Annotated in this window: 14 protein-coding genes; 5 read left to right on the top strand and 9 right to left on the bottom strand. The window is 72.8% G+C overall.

Going from position 1 to position 21051, the window contains the following annotated elements; translation table 11 throughout:
- Window positions 1-51 precede the first annotated feature (51 nt).
- Together AB0G20_RS30145 and lgt are read left to right on the top strand one after the other, a co-directional pair.
- Window positions 52-828, top strand: coding sequence for a thioredoxin domain-containing protein (locus tag AB0G20_RS30145; protein WP_361307781.1), 777 nt, complete (start codon window positions 52-54; stop codon window positions 826-828).
- 84 nt (window positions 829-912) lie between these two features.
- Complete coding sequence (lgt, locus tag AB0G20_RS30140; protein WP_361307779.1) at window positions 913-1854, top strand: prolipoprotein diacylglyceryl transferase; 942 nt, start codon at window positions 913-915, stop codon at window positions 1852-1854.
- A 61-nt stretch (window positions 1855-1915) separates the two neighbouring features.
- Here lgt and AB0G20_RS30135 read toward each other — a convergent pair whose 3' ends face one another.
- The 6 genes from AB0G20_RS30135 to AB0G20_RS30110 are packed head-to-tail and all read right to left on the bottom strand — an operon-like array spanning window position 1916 to window position 8692.
- Window positions 1916-2731: a CoA ester lyase gene (locus AB0G20_RS30135; RefSeq protein ID WP_361307777.1), complete on the bottom strand. Its 816-nt coding sequence runs from the start codon at window positions 2729-2731 to the stop codon at window positions 1916-1918.
- Window positions 2728-3927 (bottom strand): CoA transferase, encoded by a 1200-nt coding sequence (locus AB0G20_RS30130; RefSeq protein ID WP_361307775.1) that lies wholly within the window; start codon window positions 3925-3927, stop codon window positions 2728-2730. The genes AB0G20_RS30135 and AB0G20_RS30130 overlap by 4 nt, the downstream gene beginning before the upstream one ends.
- A complete protein-coding gene (locus AB0G20_RS30125; RefSeq protein WP_361307773.1) occupies window positions 3924-5285 on the bottom strand; it encodes an ADP-ribosylglycohydrolase family protein in 1362 nt (453 codons plus the stop codon). Before AB0G20_RS30125 ends, AB0G20_RS30130 begins: the two co-directional genes overlap by 4 nt.
- The gene (locus tag AB0G20_RS30120) at window positions 5273-6442 is read right to left on the bottom strand and encodes an ADP-ribosylglycohydrolase family protein (protein ID WP_361307771.1); all 1170 of its coding nucleotides are present in this window, start codon (window positions 6440-6442) and stop codon (window positions 5273-5275) included. Before AB0G20_RS30120 ends, AB0G20_RS30125 begins: the two co-directional genes overlap by 13 nt.
- A gap of 7 nt (window positions 6443-6449) precedes the next feature.
- The gene (locus AB0G20_RS30115; RefSeq protein ID WP_361307769.1) at window positions 6450-7688 is read right to left on the bottom strand and encodes an ADP-ribosylglycohydrolase family protein; all 1239 of its coding nucleotides are present in this window, start codon (window positions 7686-7688) and stop codon (window positions 6450-6452) included.
- Window positions 7685-8692, bottom strand: coding sequence for an ADP-ribosylglycohydrolase family protein (locus AB0G20_RS30110; RefSeq protein WP_361307767.1), 1008 nt, complete (start codon window positions 8690-8692; stop codon window positions 7685-7687). Before AB0G20_RS30110 ends, AB0G20_RS30115 begins: the two co-directional genes overlap by 4 nt.
- 216 nt (window positions 8693-8908) lie before the next feature.
- Between AB0G20_RS30110 and AB0G20_RS30105 the strand changes: the two genes are divergently transcribed.
- The 3 genes from AB0G20_RS30105 (at window position 8909) to AB0G20_RS30095 (ending at window position 16089) form a co-directional block, all read left to right on the top strand.
- Window positions 8909-9640, top strand: coding sequence for a VIT1/CCC1 transporter family protein (locus tag AB0G20_RS30105; RefSeq protein ID WP_361307765.1), 732 nt, complete (start codon window positions 8909-8911; stop codon window positions 9638-9640).
- 385 nt (window positions 9641-10025) lie between these two features.
- Window positions 10026-14633, top strand: coding sequence for a glutamate synthase large subunit (gltB, locus tag AB0G20_RS30100; protein WP_361307995.1), 4608 nt, complete (start codon window positions 10026-10028; stop codon window positions 14631-14633).
- The gene (locus AB0G20_RS30095) at window positions 14626-16089 is read left to right on the top strand and encodes a glutamate synthase subunit beta (protein WP_361307763.1); all 1464 of its coding nucleotides are present in this window, start codon (window positions 14626-14628) and stop codon (window positions 16087-16089) included. Before gltB ends, AB0G20_RS30095 begins: the two co-directional genes overlap by 8 nt.
- 133 nt (window positions 16090-16222) lie before the next feature.
- Here the strand turns inward: AB0G20_RS30095 and AB0G20_RS30090 are convergent, their stop codons facing one another.
- The 3 genes from AB0G20_RS30090 to AB0G20_RS30080 all read right to left on the bottom strand — a co-directional run bounded on the left by AB0G20_RS30090 (window position 16223) and on the right by AB0G20_RS30080 (window position 21050).
- Window positions 16223-17116, bottom strand: coding sequence for a chitosanase (locus AB0G20_RS30090; RefSeq protein ID WP_361307761.1), 894 nt, complete (start codon window positions 17114-17116; stop codon window positions 16223-16225).
- Between the two features lie 239 nt (window positions 17117-17355).
- Entirely contained in the window at window positions 17356-18324 is a 969-nt protein-coding gene (locus AB0G20_RS30085) for an ABC transporter ATP-binding protein (RefSeq protein WP_361307759.1), read from the bottom strand.
- The gene (locus AB0G20_RS30080; RefSeq protein ID WP_361307757.1) at window positions 18321-21050 is read right to left on the bottom strand and encodes an ABC transporter permease; all 2730 of its coding nucleotides are present in this window, start codon (window positions 21048-21050) and stop codon (window positions 18321-18323) included. The genes AB0G20_RS30085 and AB0G20_RS30080 overlap by 4 nt, the downstream gene beginning before the upstream one ends.
- Between the last annotated feature and the right edge of the window lies 1 nt (window position 21051).

Genomic DNA, 21051 nt, shown 5'->3' with positions numbered 1-21051 from the left:
GGACCTGCGGCCGGGGAGGCGCGGTGCGCCTCCCCGGTTCGTTTCCGGGGTGTGAGCGAGAAGAACCGTGAGGGAAAGCGCACCGCCCGGGAGAAGCTGGCGGTCGAGCGCGAGAAGCAGAAGTCCGCGGACAAGCGCCGACGCGCGCTGATCGTGGGCGGGGCCGTCGTCGCCGTCCTGGGACTCGCGGCGGTGATCGGCGTCGTCGCGGCCAACGCCGGCAAGGACGACGACAGCGAGGCCGCGGGCCCGGTCGTGGCGCCCTCGGGAGCCCAGGGCAAGGACAGCCTGGCCATCCCGGTCGGCAAGGACAGCGCCAAGTCCACGCTCACGGTGTGGGAGGACTTCCGCTGCCCCGCGTGCAAGTCCTTCGAGACGGCGTACCGGCCGGTGATCCACGAGCTGACGAACGCCGGCCAGCTGAAGACCGAGTACCACCTGGTCACCCTCATCGACGGCAACATGCGCGGCACCGGCTCCCGCAACGCGGCCAACGCCGCGGCCTGCGCCCAGGACGCCGGGAAGTTCCCCGCGTACCACGACGTGCTCTTCGACAATCAGCCTTCGGAAGTCGACGACGCCTTCGCGAACAACGCCAAGCTGATCGAGCTGGCCGGCAAGGTCGACGGCCTGGACACCCCCGCCTTCCGCACCTGCGTCGAGGACGGCACGCACAACGGCTGGGTCGCCAAGTCCCACGAGGCCTTCAACAAGGGCGACTTCTCGGGCACGCCGACCGTGCTGTTCGACGGCAAGAACATCTACCAGGACCGCACGATGACCCCGGCCAAGCTGAAGCAGATGGTCCTGGAAGCGAACAAGGGGTAAGGGGCATTCTCACGCCCCCGTTATGGACCCGTAGCCGGGCTGCCTGCCGCGGGCCCGGTGCGGCACGGTAGCGTCGACCTTGCCATGGAACTTGCCTTCATTCCCAGCCCGTCGCGCGGGGTGCTGTACCTCGGCCCCGTTCCGCTGCGCGGCTACGCGTTCTGCATCATCATCGGCGTCTTCGTCGCGGTCTGGCTCGGCAACAAGCGCTGGATCGCCCGGGGCGGGCGGGCCGGCACGGTGGCCGACATCGCTGTCTGGGCCGTGCCCTTCGGCCTGGTCGGCGGCCGGCTCTACCACGTGATCACGGACTACGAGCTGTACTTCAGCGAGGGCCGCGACTGGGTGGACGCCTTCAAGATCTGGGAGGGCGGCCTCGGCATCTGGGGCGCGATCGCACTGGGCGCACTGGGCGCCTGGATCGGCTGCCGGCGCCGGGGCATCCCGATGCCCGCCTACGCCGACGCCGTCGCGCCGGGCATCGCCTTCGCCCAGGCGATCGGCCGCTGGGGCAACTGGTTCAACCAGGAGCTGTACGGCAAGCCCACCGATCTGCCGTGGGCCCTGGAGATCACCTCCTCGTCGGACGGGCGGGTGCCGGGCACGTACCACCCGACGTTCCTGTACGAGTCGCTGTGGTGCATCGGCGTGGCGTTCCTGGTCATCTGGGCGGACCGCCGTTTCCGCCTCGGACACGGCCGGGCGTTCGCGCTGTACGTCGCCGCGTACTGCTCGGGCCGGGCGTGGATCGAGTACATGCGCGTCGACGACGCCCACCACATCCTGGGTCTCCGGCTGAACGTCTGGACCGCGATCCTCGTGTTCCTGCTCGCGGTGACGTACCTGGTGCTGTCGTCGAAGAAGCGGCCCGGGCGGGAAGAGGTCGTGGAGCCGGGTGCCGCGGCCTCCGGTGACGAGGCCGACGGCGGCGAGAAGTCCGAGGACGCCGGCAAGGACGACGAGCTCGCGGACGAGACCGAGGCGGACGCGGCCAAGAACGAGGCCGGGTCGGGGAAGAAGACCTGACGGCCTGCCGTATGTGACATGCCGAGAGCGCCCGGGAAGCTTCCCGGGCGCTCTCGGCATGTCAGCGGCGGCGCGCCAGGGACAGGGTGCGCTGGGCCGCCGTCACGACCGCCGCGTCGATGAAGCGGCCGTCCGGGAGGGCTTGGGCGCCCTGCTCCGTCGCGGCCGCCTTGAGAACCGTCTCCGCGTGCTCGATCTCCGCCCCGGTGGGCAGGTAGGCGCGCTCGATCACCGCGAGCTGGCGGGGGTGGATCGCGGCCCGGCCGAGGAAGCCCAGGGCGCGGCCGTGGGCGCAGGAGGCGGCGAGGCCGTCCAGGTCGCGGGTGTCGGCGTGGACGGACTGGGGCGGTGGGGGCAGACCGGCGGCCCTGGCTGCCACGACCACCCGGGAGCGGGGCCAGTCGAGGCCAGTGTCGCCGCGCACACCGAGGTCGGCCTGCAGATCGGCCTCGCCGAGTGCGATGCCGCGCAGGTTCGGGTGGGCGCCGGCGATGGCGTACGCCTGTTCCACGGCGAGGGCCGTCTCCAGGAGGGCGTACAGGTCGGCCCCAGCGGCTCGGCGTGCGGCGTGGTGGACCTCGGCGGGTGAGGTGATCTTGGGGAGTCGGAGGCCGGACAGCCCGGGAGCCGGGGCCAGGGCCGCGAGGTCCTGCTCGCCCCAGGGGCCCTCCAGGGCGTTGACCCGTACGTGGACCGGGACGGCCGGCGGGTCTTCGAGCAGGTCGGCGGTGGTGGCGCGGGCGTAGGCCTTGCGGTCGGCGGCGACCGCGTCCTCCAGGTCGACGACGACGACGTCGGCGCCGGAGGTGAGGGCCTTCGCCACCACGTGGGGGCGGTCGCCCGGGACGTAGAGCCAGGTGAGCGGGTACGCCGTCACAGGGCGCCCTCCGCGCGCAGTGCCGTGAGGTCGTCCGGGGACAGGCCCAGCTCGGTCAGGACCTCCTCGGTGTCCGCGCCGTGCGGGCGGCCGGCCCAGCGGATCGCGCCCGGCGTGGCGGAGAGCCGGAAGAGGACGTTCTGCATGCGCAGCGGGCCGAGTTCGGGGTCGTCGACGGTGGTGATGGTGTCCAGGGCCTGGTACTGCGGGTCCTGCATCACGTCCCGGACGTCCTGGACCGGGGCCACCGCCGCTTCGGCCTTCTCGAAGGCGGCCATGACGTCGGTGCGGGTGCGCGCGGCGATCCAGCCGCCGACCGCCTCGTCCAGGACGTCGGCGTGGCGGGCGCGGTCGGCGCCCGTGGCGAACCAGGGCTCGTCGATCAGTTCCGGGCGGCCCACCAGGTGCATCACGCGTTCCGCGACCGACTGGGCCGAGGTGGAGACGGCGACCCAGGTGCCGTCCGCGGTGCGGTAGACGCCGCGCGGGGCGTTGTTGGGGGAGCGGTTGCCGGTGCGGGGCTGGACGTGCCCGAGCTGGTCGTACCAGAGGGGCTGGGGGCCGAGGGCGGCCAGGATCGGTTCGATCAGGGCCATGTCGACGACCTGGCCCTCGCCGGTGCGGTCGCGGGCGGCGAGCGCCGTCATCACCGCGTACGCCGTCGTCAGGCCCGCGATGGAGTCGGCCAGGCCGAACGGCGGGAGGGTCGGGGGCGCGTCGGGTTCGCCGGTGATCGCGGCGAAGCCGCTCATCGCCTCGGCGAGGGTGCCGAAGCCGGGGCGGTGCGCGTAGGGGCCGAACTGGCCGAAGCCCGTGACGCGGGCCAGGACCAGGCGCGGGTTCACGGCCGACAGCTCGGGCCAGCCCAGGTCCCACTTCTCCAGGGTGCCTGGGCGGAAGTTCTCGATGATCACGTCGGTGCCGGCGGCCAGGCGCAGGAGGGTGGCGCGGCCGCCGGGCTTCGACAGGTCCAGGGTCATGGTCCGCTTGTTGCGGCCGAGCATCTTCCACCACAGGCCCACGCCGTCCTTCGACGGGCCGTGGCCGCGGGAGGGGTCCGGCTTGGTCGGGTGCTCGATCTTGACGACCTCGGCGCCGAAGTCGCCGAGCAGGGTGGCGGCCATCGGGCCGGCGAAGAGGGTGGCGAGGTCGAGGACGCGCAGGCCGGTGAGGGGCGCGGTCGTGGGAGCGGTCATGGGCGGTGGATCTCCCGGTGCGTGAGGTGGGCGAGGGTGTCGAAGCCGATGCCGTTGAAGTCGCCGATGGACGTCGACAGCCGGTTCTTCAGGGGCGCCGTCCAGCGGTCGGGCAGTGCCGCGGGGTGTCCGGCCAGCAGTCCGGCGATGCCGCCGGCCGTGGCGCCGTTGGAGTCGGTGTCCCAGCCGCCGCTGACGGCACGGCAGATGGAGCCGGCGAAGTCGCCGTTCGCGTGGGTGAGGGCGGCGGCGATCAGGGCGGTGTTGGGGACGGCGTGCACCCAGTGGTGCGTGTCGGCGTGAGTGGCGTGGAGTTCGTCGACGACCCTGTCGAAGTCCTCGTGCTCGTGCGCCAGTCGGACGGCGTCGCGGACGGCTCGGGCCAGTCGGGAGCGTGGGGGAACGACGGTGAGGCCGGTGCGCAGGCAGCTGTGGATGTCGTGTTCGCCGGTCGCGGCCGTGGCGACGGCGGCCGCCGTGAACATCGCCGCGTAGACGCCGTTGGCGGTGTGCGTGAGGGTGGCGTCCCGGTGGGCCTGCGCGGCTGCCGCGGCCGGGTGGCCGGGGTTGGTCCAGCCGTGGACGTCGGCGCGGATCAGGGCGCCGATCCATTCGCGGAACGGGTTGCGGTGACGGGCGGTGTGCGGGGGTTCCAGGCCGGTCAGGAGGTTGCGGTAGGCGACGCGTTCGGCGGTGAAGGTGCGGCCGGCGGGGAGTTCGTCGAGCCAGGTGCGGGCCACGTCCGTGGTGGTGAAGGTTCTGCCGTGGCGCTGGAGGAGGACGAGGTTGAGCAGGGGGTAGTTGAGGTCGTCGTCCTCGGGCATGCCGTCGATGTTCTCGGCGAGCGAGGTGGGTGCCGAGCGGCGGTTCCAGGGGTGCTGCCGGAGGAGGTCCTCGGGGACGCCCCGGGCGGTGAAGTACGTGGTGAGGGGCCAGTTGCCGGTGGACCGGGCGAGTTGGCGGATGGCCGTGAGGGGGAGCTTCTCGACCGGTTTGCCCAGGAGGCAGCCGGTGGCTCGGCCGAGCCAGGCGGCTTCGAGGCGGTGAAGGGGGGCCGTCGGGGTGCCCGCGGGCTCCGGCCACTCGGGGCAGGCGGACCGGATCCTCTCCAGGTCCGTCGGTTCGTCGTCCGCCAAGGCGCTCGGGAGATCGGCCAGTTCGTCCAGGAGGTCTTCCGCCAGTTGCCGGAGGTAGCGGGACGCCGGGGTGGGGGACGCGCCTGCGGTGGCCGGAGTCTGCGGGCCGCCTGCCGCCCGCCAGCGGGCCGCGATCGCCTTCGGCTCGCGGCCGTCCTGGGCCGCCTGGCGGAGCTCGTGGCCGATCAGGTCCTCCGGCTGGACCCAGGTCAGTCGGAGCATTCCCGGCCTCCGAGGGACGCGAAGGCGTGTTCGTGGGTGCGGCGGCGGGCCACGTCCCGGGCGAAGATCTCGCGGGTCACGGCCGTGAGGGCGGTCGCCGGTTCCCAGAGGTCCAGGCGGCTGGCCTCCGCGACCGTCTTGGCCCAGTCCTCCGGGACCGGCGAGCCCAGGGCACCCGCCAGGGCGCCGGCCATCGTGGCGATGGAGTCGCAGTCGCGGCCGTAGTTCACCGCGCCGAGGACCGCGTGCCGGTAGTCGCCCCGCGCCACGAGCAACATGCCCAGCGCGACGGGCAGTTCCTCGATCGCGTGCAGGCGCGACGGGCGGCGGGCGCCGAGCGAAGGGGCACGGTAGTCGGGTCCCACCGTGTCGTAGGGGGTCACCGCCTCGCGCAACGGGCGCAGCGCCGACTCGAAGTCCGGGTGCCGGGACGCCTCCTCGCAGACCCGCTCGATCGCGGCCCGGGTGCCGTCCTTCGCGAGGGAGAGACAGGTCGAGACGACCGAGTCCGGGGTCGCGCCGGGGGTGCACGCCGCCGCGACCGCCGCGGCCAGGACGCCGGCCGCCTCACGGCCGTACGACGACTGGTGGGCGCCGGCGATGTCGAGGGCCTCGGCGTACGCCGCCCGCGGGTCGGCGGCGTTGACCAGGCCGACCGGGGCCATGTACATCGCCGCACCGCAGTTGACGATGTTGCCGGTGCCGGCCTCGCGCGGGTCGGCATGGCCGTAGTGGATCCTCGTCACCAGCCATTTCTCCGCCAGGAAGATCCGCTGGAGGGGGAGGGCCTCGGACTCCAGTTCCGGGATCCAGCGCGGCTCGGTCATCAGGTCCGGGACCAGGTGGTCGGCGATCGCGTAGGCGTCGAGGTGGTCGCGGACCCGGGAGTAGACGCGGACCAGGGCGTGCGTCATCAGGGTGTCGTCGGTGACGTGGCCGTCGCCCTTGTGGTACGGGGCGAGGGGGCGGGCGGTGCGCCAGTCGTCGCCGTGCCAGGGGCCGACGATGCCGTGGACGCGGCCGCCGTGGCGTTCGAGGATCTGCTCGGGCGAGTAGCCCTCGACGGGGCCGCCGAGCGCGTCGCCGACCGCGGCGCCTACGAGGGCGCTCGTGATTCGCTCGTCCAAGGGTGCGTTTTGGTGTGGTTTGGGCTGCATGGCCGCATCATCCACCCGGGCGGGCCGGTTGTACGGCTTCCAGGAGTTCGGCGAGTTCTACGAGGTCGGTGCCGGTGAGGCGGGGGAGGACGCAGCCGGAGAGGGTGCGGCAGGTCTCCCGCCAGGAGCCGGGGATCGACGCGCCGCCGCCCACGGCGCCGGTCAGGGCGCCCACCAGGGCCGGGGCGGAGTCCGCGACGCGGGACAGGCAGGCCGCCGCGGGGATCGCCCCCGCGACGCGGCCGCGGGCGGCGGTGGCCAGGGCGAGGGCGACCGGGACCGTCTCGGCGGCGGCGATGCCGTAGCTGTAGACGTGGTCGACGATCTGGTGCTCCAGGGGCGGGACCAGGGCGAAGGCGCTGTCGGCGTCGGCGGCGAGCTTCAGGGCGTGCCGGGCGTTGCGGCCGATCTCCGTCTCCCCGGGGAGTTCGGTGAGGGCCGCCGTGACGCAGGCGTCGACATGGGCGCCGGCCAGGGCGAGGGCGAGTGCCGCCGCCATCGCGCGGGCGCCGTGGACGCCGTCGCCGTCCTGGGTGTAGCGGGCGTCGAACTCGGCGAGGTCGGCGGCGCTCCGGGGATCTCCGGGGTGGGCCACGGCCAGGACGCAGGCGCGCACGCAGGCGGCGTCGTCGAAGTAGTGCGGGTTGTCGTGGCCGGTGGCGGGCGGGCGCAGGCCCGCGGCGAGGTTGCCGAGGCCGGCGCGGACGGAGATGCGGGCCCGCAGGGGCAGGACGGCGGACTCGATCTCGGGGGCGCGGTCCGCCGCGGCGGCGACCTCGGCGGCGAGGGCGTTCCAGGTGAGGTCGATCGCGGCTCGGGTGCGGCGTTCGCGGCTGAGGTCGTTCAGGACGGTGTCGTCGCCCGCGCGCAAGAGGGCTTCCGCGGCGAAGGCGGCCCATTCGGCGTCGTCGGAGGGGCCGAGGCGGAGGGGCTCGGGGGGCTGGTTCAGGGCGATGGGGACGGGGAGGGTGGTCGTGGCGTTCTGTTCGGCGAAGGTGTCGAGTTCGCGGGTGAGGCGGCGGGTCCAGTTGGGCATGCGGGCGGCTCTGTGGCGGGCCGCGGGCCAGCCGGCGGCGTCGCCTGCGGCCAGTCCGAGCAGGAGGCCTTCGACCTTTCGTGTGGCCTTGGCTTCGCCTTCGGCCCTTTTGTCTCCCACCCGCGCACCGCCCGTAACTGTCACCCGAGGGGTCCTGGTCTCCCGTGGGGCGCGTTCGCCGTCGGCGACTTCCGCTTCGTACGTCGTCATCGGAGGACCTCCGCCGGTGTCAGCAGGTCCGCCACGTCCAGGACGTGGTAGCCCGCCATCGCCGGGAGGCATGACCCGCGGGCCGGGGTGATGGCCGCGGCCCAGGCCGCCGGGATCGCCGACACGCCCCGCGTCGCACCCGCCAGCGCCCCCGCCACCGCCGCCGTCGTGTCCGCGTCGCGGCCCATGTTCACCGCTGTCAGGACGGACTGCTCGAAGTCGCCGTCGGCCGCCGCGTACGCGCCGAAGGCGAGGGCGACCGCCTCGGGGGCCAGGTCGGTCCAGGGGTAGCCGCCGACGACGACCGCGGAGCGGACCGCTCGTTCGCCGCGGTGGGCGACGGCCACCGCGCGGCGCAGACTGCGGGCCGTCCAGGAGTCGTCGGGTACGACCGCGAGGGCCGCGGCCACGACCGCGACCGACGGGGCGCCGGCCATCGCCGCCGCGACGCCCGCCGCCACCGCCTGGCCGCCGTAGATGCCCTCGCCGTCGTGGCTCACCGAGCCGTCGATCGCCACCAGTCGTGCCGCCTCCGCCGGGCGGCCCGCCGCGAACACCCCGAAAGGGGCCGCGCGCATGGCCAGGCCGTCGCTCCAGGCGTGCCGGTGCTGCGCGGAGATCGGGGCGGCCAGGCCCCGGCGCAGGTTCTCCAGGGTGCCGCGTTCACTGAAACCGGCGCCCCGGAAGGGGCCCTCGTCGCGGTCGGCGATCCACTCGTGCCAGGCCGCTTCCACGTGGGCGGGGGTGAGTGCGGAGCCGTGCCGGGCCAGCAGGAGGCCGGAGAAGATCGCGTACTCGGTGTCGTCCGTGCCCGCCGGCTTCTCGGCCACGTACCCGGTGATCCGGCCCCACCGGGCGCGGATCTCGGAGGGCTTCATGTTCTCGGCCGGGGCCCCGAGGGCGTCACCGACGGCCAGGCCCAGCAGTGCGCCCCGGGCCCGTGCGCGGAGTTCGGTGGCGTCCCCGGGCGCCGGGACGGAGGGGATGCAGGCGGTCGATGCCATACGGCATGTGTCCCACTCCGGTGACTCCGCCGAGCCTCACGAGCCCCAGCATCACCCGGTCGACATCTGCGCGCACTGATGATCATGTGAGCGCGAAACGGTAAAACCGCAGGTTAGCGCAGCCTTTCCTTGCTGGCGAGGTCGGAATGCTCGGCGTACTTTTGTTGCTGTAAAACTCTGGAACATGTCCAAAAGACGGGGAGTGGGGTTCCTTTCATGGCCATCATCGAGACCGAGGCGACGCTGCACGAGGCGCACCGGGACAACCACACGCACCGGGACGTGAACGGCGGCTGGCTGCGCCCCGCGGTGTTCGGTGCGATGGACGGCCTCGTCTCCAACCTCGCCCTGATGACCGGTGTCGCGGGCGGAGCGGTCAGCCAGCACACCGTGGTCCTCAGCGGGCTCGCGGGCCTGACCGCCGGTGCCTTCTCCATGGCCGCCGGCGAGTACACCTCCGTCGCCTCGCAGCGTGAGCTCGTCGAGGCCGAGCTGGACGTGGAGCGGCGCCAGCTGCGCAAGCATCCCAAGGACGAGGAGGCCGAGCTCGCCGCGCTCTACGAGTCGAGGGGCGTCGAGCCGCGACTGGCCCGCGAGGTGGCCCGGCAGCTGTCGGAGGATCCCGAGCAGGCGCTGGAGATCCACGCCCGGGAGGAACTGGGCATCGACCCCGGCGAGCTGCCCTCGCCGACCGTGGCCGCGGTGTCGAGTTTCGGCTCCTTCGCGCTCGGCGCGCTGATTCCCGTCCTGCCCTATCTGCTGGGGGCCGGCAGCATGTGGCCGGCCGTGATGCTGGCGCTGCTCGGGCTCTTCCTGTGCGGTGCGGTGGTGGCCAAGGTGACGGCCCGCACCTGGTGGTACAGCGGGCTGCGGCAGCTGCTCCTGGGAGGCGCGGCGGCCGGTGTGACGTACGCCCTGGGCACCTTGTTCGGAACGGCCGTAGGATAGCGCGGCTCGGACTTATGCACGGGACTGCATAGGTAGCCGTTACTCACTGGTTTCGAATGTGCAATCACCGGGCATGAGCCGTAAGCGCTGCGGGCAACGACGCTCGCCGCGCACCCCCAGCGGGGTGGGCGAAGACGCCTGTCCCCGCTCCTCGGGCCGACGAACACCGATCTGACCCGATCGTTTCGTGCGGTCCCTCCATAGCTTCCACTGCTGGCGCGGCACCCCCGCCGCGAACCCGCAGTGTCCGCATGCTGGAACGGATTATCCCGGTTCCCGAGAACCGCTCCATCATGTAACCTGCACGAAATTTTGCGATCACGCGAGGGCCAACGTCGTCCCTCGGCACATGCACATATGCCAGATGACGACGACGGGAGAGCCGATGCGTACGCCGCGCCAGCCGTCCCAGCATTCCGCGAATGGCCAGAACTGGTCGTTCATGGATGCTCGCCCTGCTGCGCAGGGTATGTACGACCCCCGCAACGAGCACGACGCCTGCGGCGTCGGCTTCGTCGCCACCCTCACCGGCGAGGCGTCCCACACCCTGGTCGAGCAGGCTCTGACCGTCCTGCGCAACCTCGAACACCGCGGCGCCACCGGCTCCGAGCCCGACTCCGGCGACGGCGCCGGCATCCTGTCGCAGGTTCCGGACGCCTTCTTCCGTGACGTGGCCGGATTCGACCTGCCCGACGCCGGTTCCTACGCCGTCGGCATCGCCTTCCTGCCGGAGGACTCCACCGCCGACGCCGTCTCGCAGATCGAGACGATCGCTGCCGACGAGGGCCTGACCGTCCTCGGCTGGCGCGAGGTGCCGGTCGCTCCCCAGCTGCTGGGTGCCACCGCCCGGTCGACCATGCCGGTCTTCCGCCAGATCTTCGTCAGCGACGGCGCGGCCGTGCCCGCCACGGGCATCGACCTCGACCGCAAGGCCTTCGTGCTGCGCAAGCGCGCCGAGCGCGAGGCCGGCGTGTACTTCCCGTCGCTGTCCGCGCGGACCATCGTCTACAAGGGCATGCTGACCACCGGCCAGCTGGAGCCCTTCTTCCCGGACCTGTCCGACCGCCGCTTCGCCTCCGCGATCGCGCTCGTGCACTCCCGGTTCTCGACGAACACGTTCCCGTCGTGGCCGCTGGCCCACCCCTACCGCTTCGTCGCCCACAACGGTGAGATCAACACCGTCAAGGGCAACCGCAACTGGATGGTGGCCCGCGAGTCGCAGCTCGTCTCGGACCTGTTCGGCTCCGACGACAAGGCCATCGACCGGATCTTCCCGGTCTGTACGCCGGACGCCTCCGACTCCGCCTCCTTCGACGAGGTCCTGGAGCTCCTGCACCTGGGCGGCCGTTCCCTGCCGCACTCCGTGCTGATGATGATCCCGGAGGCGTGGGAGAACCACGACTCCATGGACCCGGCCCGGCGCGCCTTCTACCAGTTCCACTCCACGATGATGGAGCCCTGGGACGGCCCGGCCTGTGTCACCTTCACCGACGGCAAGCAGGTCGGCGCGGTCCTCGACCGCAACGGCCTTCGCCCCGGCCGCTACTGGGTCACCGACGACGGCCTCGTCGTCCTCGGCTCCGAGGTCGGCGTCCTCGACATCGACCCGTCCAAGGTCGTCCGCAAGGGCCGCCTGCAGCCCGGCCGGATGTTCCTCGTCGACACCGTCGAGCACCGCATCATCGAGGACGACGAGATCAAGGCCGAGCTCGCCGCCGAGAACCCCTACGCGGAGTGGGTCGAGGCCGGCGAGATCGAGCTGTCCGACCTGCCCGAGCGCGAGCACATCGTGCACACGCACGCCTCGGTCACCCGCCGCCAGCAGACCTTCGGTTACACCGAGGAGGAGCTGCGCGTCATCCTCGCGCCGATGGCCAAGGCCGGCGCCGAGCCGATCGGCTCGATGGGCACCGACTCGCCCATCGCCGCCCTGTCGGACCGCCCGCGTCTGCTCTTCGACTACTTCACGCAGCTGTTCGCGCAGGTCACCAACCCGCCGCTGGACGCCATCCGTGAGGAACTGGTCACCTCCCTGCGCTCGTCGCTGGGCCCGCAGGGCAACCTGCTCGACCCGAACGCGGCCTCCTGCCGCAGCGTCCTGCTGCCCTTCCCGGTGATCGACAACGACGAGCTGGCCAAGCTCATCCACATCAACGCCGACGGCGACATGCCCGGCTTCAAGGCCGCGACGCTCTCCGGCCTGTACCGGGTGCACGGCGGCGGTGACGCGCTGGCCGCGCGCATCGACGAGATCTGCACCGAGGCCGACGCCGCCATCGAGAACGGCGCCCGCCTGATCGTCTTGTCGGACCGCCACTCGGACGCCGAGCACGCGCCGATCCCGTCGCTGCTGCTCACCGCGGCCGTCCACCACCACCTCATCCGCACCAAGCAGCGCACCCAGGTGGGCCTGCTGGTCGAGGCCGGTGACGTCCGCGAGGTCCACCACGTCGCCCTGCTCATCGGCTACGGCGCCGCCGCGGTCAACCCGTACCTGGCGATGGAGTCCGTCGAGGACCTGGTCCGCGCCGGCACCTTCCTGCCCGGCATCGAGCCCGAGCAGGCCATCCGCAACCTCATCTACGCCCTCGGCAAGGGCGTGCTGAAGGTCATGTCGAAGATGGGCATCTCGACCGTCGCCTCCTACCGCGGCGCCCAGGTCTTCGAGGCCGTCGGTCTCGACGAGGCCTTCGTCGAGAAGTACTTCAACGGCACGGCCACCAAGATCGGCGGTGTCGGCATCGACGTCGTCGCCAAGGAGGTCGCCGCCCGCCACGCCAAGGCCTACCCGGCCTCCGGCATCGCCCCGGCGCACCGCGCGCTGGAGATAGGCGGCGAGTACCAGTGGCGCCGCGAGGGCGAGCCGCACCTGTTCGACCCGGAGACGGTCTTCCGCCTCCAGCACTCCACGCGCTCCGGCAAGTACGACATCTTCAAGAAGTACACCGAGCGCGTGAACGAGCAGTCCGAGCGGCTGATGACGCTCCGCGGGCTCTTCGGCTTCAAGTCGGACCGCCAGCCGATCTCCATCGACGAGGTCGAGCCGGTCTCCGAGATCGTCAAGCGGTTCTCCACGGGCGCCATGTCGTACGGCTCCATCTCCCAGGAGGCTCACGAGACCCTCGCCATCGCCATGAACCAGCTGGGCGGCAAGTCCAACACCGGTGAGGGCGGCGAGGACCCGGAGCGGCTGTACGACCCGGCCCGCCGGTCGTCCATCAAGCAGGTCGCCTCCGGCCGCTTCGGTGTGACCTCCGAGTACCTGGTCAACTCCGACGACATCCAGATCAAGATGGCCCAGGGCGCCAAGCCCGGCGAGGGCGGCCAGCTGCCCGGCCACAAGGTCTACCCGTGGGTCGCCAAGACGCGGCACTCGACGCCGGGCGTCGGCCTCATCTCGCCGCCCCCGCACCACGACATCTACTCCATCGAGGACCTGGCCCAGCTGATCCACGACCTGAAGAACGCGAACCCGCAGGCGCGGATTCACGTGAAGCTGGTCTCCGAGGTCGGCGTCGGCACCGTCGCCGCGGGTGTCTCCAAGGCGCACGCGGACGTCGTGCTCATCTCCGGCCACGACGGCGGTACGGGTGCCTCCCCGCTCACCTCGCTGAAGCACGCCGGCGGTCCCTGGGAGCTCGGCCTCGCCGAGACCCAGCAGACCCTGCTGCTCAACGGCCTGCGCGACCGCATCGTCGTGCAGACCGACGGCCAGCTGAAGACCGGCCGTGACGTGGTCATCGCCGCGCTGCTCGGCGCCGAGGAGTTCGGTTTCGCGACCGCGCCGCTCGTCGTCTCCGGCTGCGTCATGATGCGCGTCTGCCACCTGGACACCTGCCCGGTTGGCATCGCCACGCAGAACCCGGTCCTGCGCGAGCGGTACAACGGCAAGGCCGAGTACGTCGTCAACTTCTTCCAGTTCATCGCCGAAGAGGTCCGCGAGATCCTCGCCGAGCTGGGCTTCCGCACCATCGAGGAGGCCGTCGGTCACGCCGAGACCCTCGACGTCACGCGGGCCGTCGACCACTGGAAGGCACAGGGCCTGGACCTGGAGCCGCTGTTCCACGTGCCCGAGCTGCCCGAGGGTGCGGTGCGCCACCAGGTCATCGCACAGGACCACGGCCTGGAGAAGGCGCTCGACAACCAGCTGATCAAGCTGGCCTCCGACGCGCTCGCCGCGGCCGGTGCCACAGACGCCCAGCCGGTGCGCGCCCAGGTGCAGATCCGCAACATCAACCGCACGGTCGGCACCATGCTCGGCCACGAGGTGACGAAGAAGTTCGGTGGCGCGGGCCTGCCCGACGACACCATCGACATCACCTTCACCGGCTCCGCCGGCCAGTCCTTCGGCGCGTTCGTGCCGCGCGGTGTCACGCTGCGCCTGGAGGGCGACGCCAACGACTACGTCGGCAAGGGCCTCTCCGGCGGCCGGATCGTCGTCCGCCCGGACCGCGCGGCCGACCACCTCGCCGAGTACAGCGTCATCGCCGGCAACACCATCGGCTACGGCGCCACCGGCGGCGAGATGTTCCTGCGCGGCAAGGTCGGCGAGCGGTTCTGCGTCCGCAACTCCGGTGCGACGGTCGTCTCCGAGGGCGTGGGCGACCACGGCTGCGAGTACATGACCGGCGGCCACGCGGTGGTCCTCGGCGAGACGGGCCGCAACTTCGCGGCCGGCATGTCCGGCGGTATCGCGTACGTGATCGACCTGGACAGCGACAACGTCAACGCCGGCAACCTGGACGCCGTCGAGGCGCTGGACGACGCCGACAAGCAGTGGCTGCACGACGTGGTCCGCCGCCACCAGGAGGAGACGGGCTCGACCGTCGCCGAGAAGCTCCTGGCCGAGTGGGACACCGCCGTCGAGCGCTTCAGCAGGATCATCCCCAGCACGTACAAGGCAGTGCTCGCCGCCAAGGAAGCCGCCGAGCGAGCCGGTCTCTCCGAGACCGAGACCCACGAGAAGATGATGGAGGCGGCGATCAATGGCTGACCCGAAGGGCTTCCTGAACCACGGGCGCGAGCTCGCCAAGTCCCGCCCGGTCGAGGAGCGCGTCAAGGACTGGAACGAGGTCTACGTTCCCGGCTCCCTGCTGCCCATCATCAGCAAGCAGGCCAGCCGCTGCATGGACTGCGGCATCCCGTTCTGCCACAACGGCTGTCCGCTCGGGAACCTGATCCCCGAGTGGAACGACTACGCCTACCGCGAGGACTGGGCGGCCGCCTCGGAGCGTCTGCACGCGACGAACAACTTCCCGGAGTTCACGGGCCGTCTGTGCCCCGCTCCCTGCGAGTCGGCGTGTGTGCTCGGCATCAACCAGCCGCCGGTCACCATCAAGAACGTCGAGGTCTCGATCATCGACAAGGCGTGGGAGACCGGGGACGTCGCCCCGCAGATCCCGGAGCGCCTGTCCGGCAAGACCGTCGCCGTCATCGGCTCGGGCCCGGCCGGTCTGGCCGCCGCCCAGCAGCTGACCCGGGCCGGCCACACCGTCGCCGTCTACGAGCGCGCGGACCGCATCGGAGGCCTCCTCCGCTACGGCATCCCCGAGTTCAAGATGGAGAAGCGGCACATCAACCGCCGTATCGAGCAGATGCGCGCGGAGGGCACCCGCTTCCGCACGGGCATCGAGATCGGCCGCGACCTGAAGGCCACGGACCTGAAGAAGCGCTACGACGCGGTCGTCCTGGCCGTCGGCGCGACCACGGCCCGCGACCTGCCGGTGCCCGGCCGTGAGCTCAAGGGCATCTACCAGGCCATGGAGTACCTGCCGCTGGCCAACAAGGTGCAGGAGGGCGACTTCGTGGCGCCCCCGATCTCGGCCGAGGGCAAGCACGTCGTGGTCATCGGCGGCGGCGACACCGGCGCGGACTGCGTGGGCACGGCCCACCGCCAGGGCGCTGCCTCCGTCACGCAGCTGGAGATCATGCCCCGCCCGGGCGAGGAGCGGAACGCGGCCTCCCAGCCGTGGCCGACCTTCCCCATGCTGTACAAGGTCACCTCGGCCCACGAGGAGGGCGGCGAGCGGGTCTACTCCGTCTCGACGACCCACTTCGAGGGCGACGAAGAAGGCAACGTCCAGTGGCTGCACCTCACCGAGGTGGAGTTCATCGACGGCAAGCTGACCCCGAAGCCGGGCTCCGAGCGCAAGATCCCCGCGCAGCTGGTCACCCTCGCCATGGGCTTCACCGGCACCGACCGGGAGAACGGCCTGGTGGACCAGTTCGGCCTGGAGCTCGACGAGCGCGGCAACATCGCCCGTGACGACAGCTACCAGACCAACGTGCCGGGCGTGTTCGTCGCCGGTGACGCGGGCCGCGGCCAGTCGCTCATCGTCTGGGCGATCGCGGAGGGCCGCTCGGCGGCGCGCGGGGTGGACCGTGCCCTCACGGGTGCGAGCGAGCTGCCGGCGCCGATCCGTCCGACGGACCGCGCGCTGATGGTCTGACCGCACCTCACAAGACGTCCCGTACAAAGGCGTGCGGAACACTGACGGCGCCTGCCCAACAGTCCCCGACCGGACGACCGGGCAGGCGCTGTCGCTTTCCCCCGCCGGCCACGACACCCTGTACGGGCCCAGGTCACGGCACCTTGTACGTGTCCCCGTAGACGGCCCACTCCAACGGCGTCTCGAGACGCAGGTTGCCCTCGTCCAGGAAACGACGCTGGGCGGTGTCGACACGGCTCGTGTCCGTGCGTTCGGTGGCCATGGCGGTGCGGCGGATGTCGAGGAAGGCGTCCAGGTACGCCTTCTCACTGCCGCCCTCGGCCGGGGTGTCCGCCACGCGCAGCGCGCGTTCGCGCAGGCCGTAGAAGCCCTCGGGGCCGGCGTCGGGGCCGTGGAAGATCAGAGCGTCGTAGTAGACGAACTGGCCGAGCGTGCCCAGGCCGTCCAGCTTGGCGAGGCGGACCGCCGGGTCGAAGGAGACACGGTCACGGTGCTCGTCCTGGGCCTTGCGGAAGGCCGGGAGCTTCGCCTCCGCCTTCCAGGCCGCGGTGAAGCCGGGGTCCAGGCCCTCGTGGGAGTCCGTGCCGTCGACCTCGCGCAGGGCCGGCAGGTAGCGGGCCAGGCCGTTGTCCGGGTGGGTTTCGGTGTAGCGCTCGACCAGGGCGAGCAGGTCGTGGGTGCCGGTGCAGAAGCCGGCGATCCCGGCGGTGTAGCCCCGCCCGTCCTCCAGGTCCTCGATGGAGCCGTAGAGGGTGCGCCAGTTCAGCGTCGACTGGTGGGCGCTCGCGACGATCCGCTGCGCCAGTTCCTTCTTCTGAGGGGCGGCCAGTCCCGCGGGCAGCCCGGCGATCACCTTGTCGTCCTCCGCCCGCTCCTGCTCGGCCCGGTCCTTGGCCTCCTCCCGGGCCGCCTGGGCGGCGGACACGGAGGGTTTCGCCGTGGGCTCGGCGGAGTCCGCGGGGACGAGGAAGTAGGCCGACGCCGCGGCGACCGCGGCGACGAAGAACGCCGCACCAGCACGCTTCACTGGGATCACCCTGCCTGTCAGCTCCGTCACGTTCCCCGCCGTCCCGGCCGCTTGGAGCACCAGCGGCCCGGCGTACGCCCCCCGCCCGCACCGGCGCGCGGCGCCGGTCCAGGGGCGCGTAAGCGTACGCCAGCGTCGGCGCGTGTCCACCGGCGGGGCGCCGAGGCACAGGAGGCCGCTCCCGCGCTGGTCGGGGAAGACCGGCTGCCACCTGGCGAGGGACGCCCGGTCGCATGGCCTCAGCCGTTCCCGCTCCCGTTGCTGTCCGGCCACACCTGGATGTGGTCCTCCTCCAGCTCCAGCAGCACCCGGTCCGCCATGCCCAGGGCCGCCGTGTACTCGGCCGGCAGCTGAAGGCGGCCCGCGCGGTCGAGCATCGCGTACTCACGGGCCACCAGGGACTCCCGGCCCGCCGCGTCGACCTCCGTGCGGCGCAGTACCTCCGTCGAGGTGCGGCCGTCGCGGATCGCGACCGTGCGGCGGACCTCGCCGGCGACCGCCTGGTCGTGGGTGACGATGACGATCGTCGTGCCCAGCTCCTCGTTGGCCCGGCGGAACGCCGCGAAGACCTGCTGCCCCGTCGCCGAGTCCAGCTCGCCGGTCGGCTCGTCGGCGAGCAGGACGACCGGGGCGTTGGCGAGGGCGACGGCGATCGCGACGCGCTGCTGCTGGCCACCGGACATCTGATGCGGACGCCGGTCACGGCAGTCGGCGACGCCGAGCAGGGACAGCAGGTCGTCCGCCCGTCCGGCGCGTTTGCGCCGCGAGGCGCCCGCCAGCTGCAGGGGCAGGGCGACGTTCTGCGCGGCCGTCAGATACGGCAGCAGGTTGCGTGCCGTCTGCTGCCAGACGAAGCCCACCACCTCGCGCCGGTACCGCAGCCGGGCCTTCGCGTCCATCGTCAGCAGATCGCGGCCCGCGACCTTCGCGGCGCCCGCGGTCGGGACGTCCAGGCCCGCGAGAATGTTCATCAACGTCGACTTGCCGCTGCCGGACGCTCCCACCAGGGCCATCAACTCGCCCTCCCGCACCAGGAGATCGAGCCCCTGGAGCGCCTGCACCTCCACGGCGTCCCCGCCGCCGCGCCTGGCGAAGATCCGCACCAGCCGGTCGCAGGCGATCAGGGCGTCATGCCCGTACGCGGGCCGGTCGCGGTGCCGCGCCACCCGCCGCTCCAGTTCGTCGAGCGACTCCGTCGTACCGCTCATCGCATGTCTCCCGCCCTGAGGTGAGTGATCGGTGTCCGGTGCCCCGCCCACCAGGCCTGTGCGACGGCCACCGCCCCCGCCAGCAGTACGGCGCCCGCGGCCGGCAGGGCCAGCGACCACAGGTCGGCCCGCAGCACGGCATCCGGTGCCGTGGTCCCCGACGGGTCGGCCAGCGCGAGCCGGTCCAGGTCGATGCCGGGGGCGAGCAGCCCCACCGTGGCCCAGCCGGCGGCCATGCCCCCGGCGGCCGCGAGCAGCGTCTGGGGCAGCGCCTCCAGGCCGAGCAGGTGCCGCCCCTGGCGGGCCGTCATACCGAGGGTGCGCAGCCGGGCCAGCAGCGCGGCCCGTTCCGGTGCGGTCCGCAGCAGGCCGAGCACCAGGGCGAGTACGGCATAGCCCGCGCCCGCGGCGACGGCCCAGACGTAGATCCGTTCGGCGCCGGCCTGCAACGGCGAGTCGGACAGCGCCGCGCGTTCCTCGCTCCGCAGGGTCACGGAGAGGCCCGGACCGGCGCCGCGCACGGCCGCCCGCAGCGCCTTCGTGTCGAGCCCGGCACCGGCCGCGAGCAGGGTCGTGGGACCGCCGGAGCCCTTCAGACCCGCCGCGTCGACCAGCAGGAACTCGCCCTCGGGGACGGCCGGGGTGCGGGGGCGCACGGCGGTGATCCGCACCGTGACAGGTCCGCCGTCGGTCATGATCCGGCGCGGAACCCGCCCCAGCCGCTCGGCGACTTCGGGGGAGGCGACCGCGTCCAGCACCCCGCCCCGGATCCGCAGCCGGTCGGCCGCGAAGCCCCCGAGCCCCATCCGCCGGGCCAGTTCCGCGTACGAGTCCGGCTCGACACCGGCCACGGTCAGCGACTGCGTTTCGTCGGACGCGCGCTCCGAGGCGTACTCGATGCCCACGGCCGTGGTCTGCCGTACGCCCGCCACATCCCGTACCGCCCGCGCCAGCCCTGCCGGGAGCGGGGTGGCGTCGGTCGTGGAGATCAGCGCGTCCGCCCCCGTCTCCAGCAGCGCGGCCCGGTCCCGGGCGTCCGCCACGCCCGTCAGCACGGACCCCCCGAACGCGGCCGTCGTCAGGGCCGTCAGCAGGGCGAGCAGCGGCAGCGTGGCGACCGACGCCGGTGAGCGGCCCGCGCGGGCCAGCGACAGGAACCCGACCACGCCGCGCAGCCGCCCGGCCGGGCCCGCGGCCCACCGCAGGGGCAGCGGATACAGCCGGACGAGGACCAGCGCCGCGACCAGCCCGACGAGCACCGGGGCAGCGCTGACCAGCAGATCGCCCGCCCCGCCCGTACCGCGGCGGCGCAGCGTCAGCACCGAGCCGGCGGCCAGCACCAGCAGGGTCAGTTCGGCGACCGTGCGGCGCCCGCCGGGCCGGGCGTGGGCCAGGTCGTCGCGCTCCGGGTGCGCCCGCGGTCTGCGATGTGCCACGACAGCGCGCACCGGCAGCGCGGCACAGGCGAGCAGCGCCACGGCACCCGCCCCGAGCACGGCGGGCAGCAGCCGGGCCTCGTCCACGACGAGCACGGCGAGCAGCAGACCGCACGCCGCGGCGGGCAGCGCCGGCACCGCGCTCTCGGCCAGCAGCCGCCCGGCGATGCCGGGCAGGGAACCGCCCCGGGCCCGCAGCAGGGCGAGTTCGACGTCACGGCGGGCGGCGGCCAGGCCCCCGCTCATGACCAGGACGACGAAGGCGACCGCGGCGATCCCGAAAGCCGCGACGGCGACCACGGGCGTGATCGCGTCGCGTGTCTGCCCGTAGGAGCCGACGACCTGCTCCAGGCCGGTGGACAGCTGCGCCGTAGGACCGGCGGCCCCGCGCATCCGCACCAGCCCGGGCCCGTCCTCAAGGGACGCCACCGCCTCGACGAGCGCCGAGGTGTCCGCCCCGGTGAGCCGTTCGGTCGAGGGCGCGAACCGCCAGTACTTCTCCGGCTCGCCCTGACCGCCGAGCAGCGCCGGTGCGGCACCGGGCGCCAGCAGGACGCCCGCCTCCCAGTAGAACAGCGGCGGACGGCTGCTGACGGAGGCCAGGGCCGGTGTGCGCAGGACCGGTTCCGCGGACCAGTAACTCCGCCCCGGATTCCGGGGTTCGAGGATGCCGGTGATCCGTACGGTCAGCGGGCCGTCCGGGAAGCCGGCCAGGGTGAGCGTGGACCCGGCCCGCAGCCGCAGCGTGCGGGCCGTCTCCGTGGTCACGACGCCCTCCACCACCCTCGTGTCCACGGACACCGGGCCGGCGGTGGGCAGCCGGCCCTCCCGCACGGTGGCGTGGCCGGCGACGGCCGACTGCGTGGCCAGGGTGAACCGGGGCGGCAACCCGTTTGGCCGGGGCAGCGACGCGTCCAGCGCCTCCAAGCTCTTCCCGGTCCGCACCCCGTACGCCGACTCGGTGGGGTCCGCACTCAACGGTGCGGGGAGCAGGGCCCTCGCCCGTGTGCCGACCGACGCGAGCGCCTCGGGCCGGACCGCGTTCGCACGGGCCTCGTCCGGCCGTTCGAGACCGGGCTGCGGCGCCTTCAGCTCCAGCACGGTGGACTCGGGGGCGGCGACGGCGACGGCCTCGCGCAGCCCGTCCGTCTCGTACGCCTCGACGGCCCGGGGCAGGACGGCCGCGAGGAACGCCGTGACCAGCACCAGCACACCGAAGGCGACGGTGGACACGGGCGCGGCCCGCAGCCGGGTCCGCACCCAGGGCGCGCCCTGCGCGTTCGGTGGCATC

Source organism: Streptomyces sp. NPDC024017 (assembly GCF_040638895.1).
Lineage (GTDB): Bacteria > Actinomycetota > Actinomycetes > Streptomycetales > Streptomycetaceae > Streptomyces.
This window is presented reverse-complemented; position numbering and strand designations above follow the sequence as displayed.

What these genes read in the sequence shown, in the direction of transcription:
- AB0G20_RS30110 (WP_361307767.1), bottom strand. Translation starts at nt 8,692, where the DNA reads ATGGCATCGACCGCCTGCATCCCCTCCGTCCCGGCGCCCGGGGACGCC.
- gltB (WP_361307995.1), top strand. Translation starts at nt 10,026, where the DNA reads ATGCGTACGCCGCGCCAGCCGTCCCAGCATTCCGCGAATGGCCAGAAC.
- AB0G20_RS30120 (WP_361307771.1), bottom strand. Translation starts at nt 6,442, where the DNA reads ATGCAGCCCAAACCACACCAAAACGCACCCTTGGACGAGCGAATCACG.
- AB0G20_RS30105 (WP_361307765.1), top strand. Translation starts at nt 8,909, where the DNA reads ATGGCCATCATCGAGACCGAGGCGACGCTGCACGAGGCGCACCGGGAC.
- lgt (WP_361307779.1), top strand. Translation starts at nt 913, where the DNA reads ATGGAACTTGCCTTCATTCCCAGCCCGTCGCGCGGGGTGCTGTACCTC.
- AB0G20_RS30080 (WP_361307757.1), bottom strand. Translation starts at nt 21,050, where the DNA reads ATGCCACCGAACGCGCAGGGCGCGCCCTGGGTGCGGACCCGGCTGCGG.
- AB0G20_RS30095 (WP_361307763.1), top strand. Translation starts at nt 14,626, where the DNA reads ATGGCTGACCCGAAGGGCTTCCTGAACCACGGGCGCGAGCTCGCCAAG.
- AB0G20_RS30125 (WP_361307773.1), bottom strand. Translation starts at nt 5,285, where the DNA reads ATGCTCCGACTGACCTGGGTCCAGCCGGAGGACCTGATCGGCCACGAG.
- AB0G20_RS30115 (WP_361307769.1), bottom strand. Translation starts at nt 7,688, where the DNA reads ATGACGACGTACGAAGCGGAAGTCGCCGACGGCGAACGCGCCCCACGG.
- AB0G20_RS30130 (WP_361307775.1), bottom strand. Translation starts at nt 3,927, where the DNA reads ATGACCGCTCCCACGACCGCGCCCCTCACCGGCCTGCGCGTCCTCGAC.
- AB0G20_RS30085 (WP_361307759.1), bottom strand. Translation starts at nt 18,324, where the DNA reads ATGAGCGGTACGACGGAGTCGCTCGACGAACTGGAGCGGCGGGTGGCG.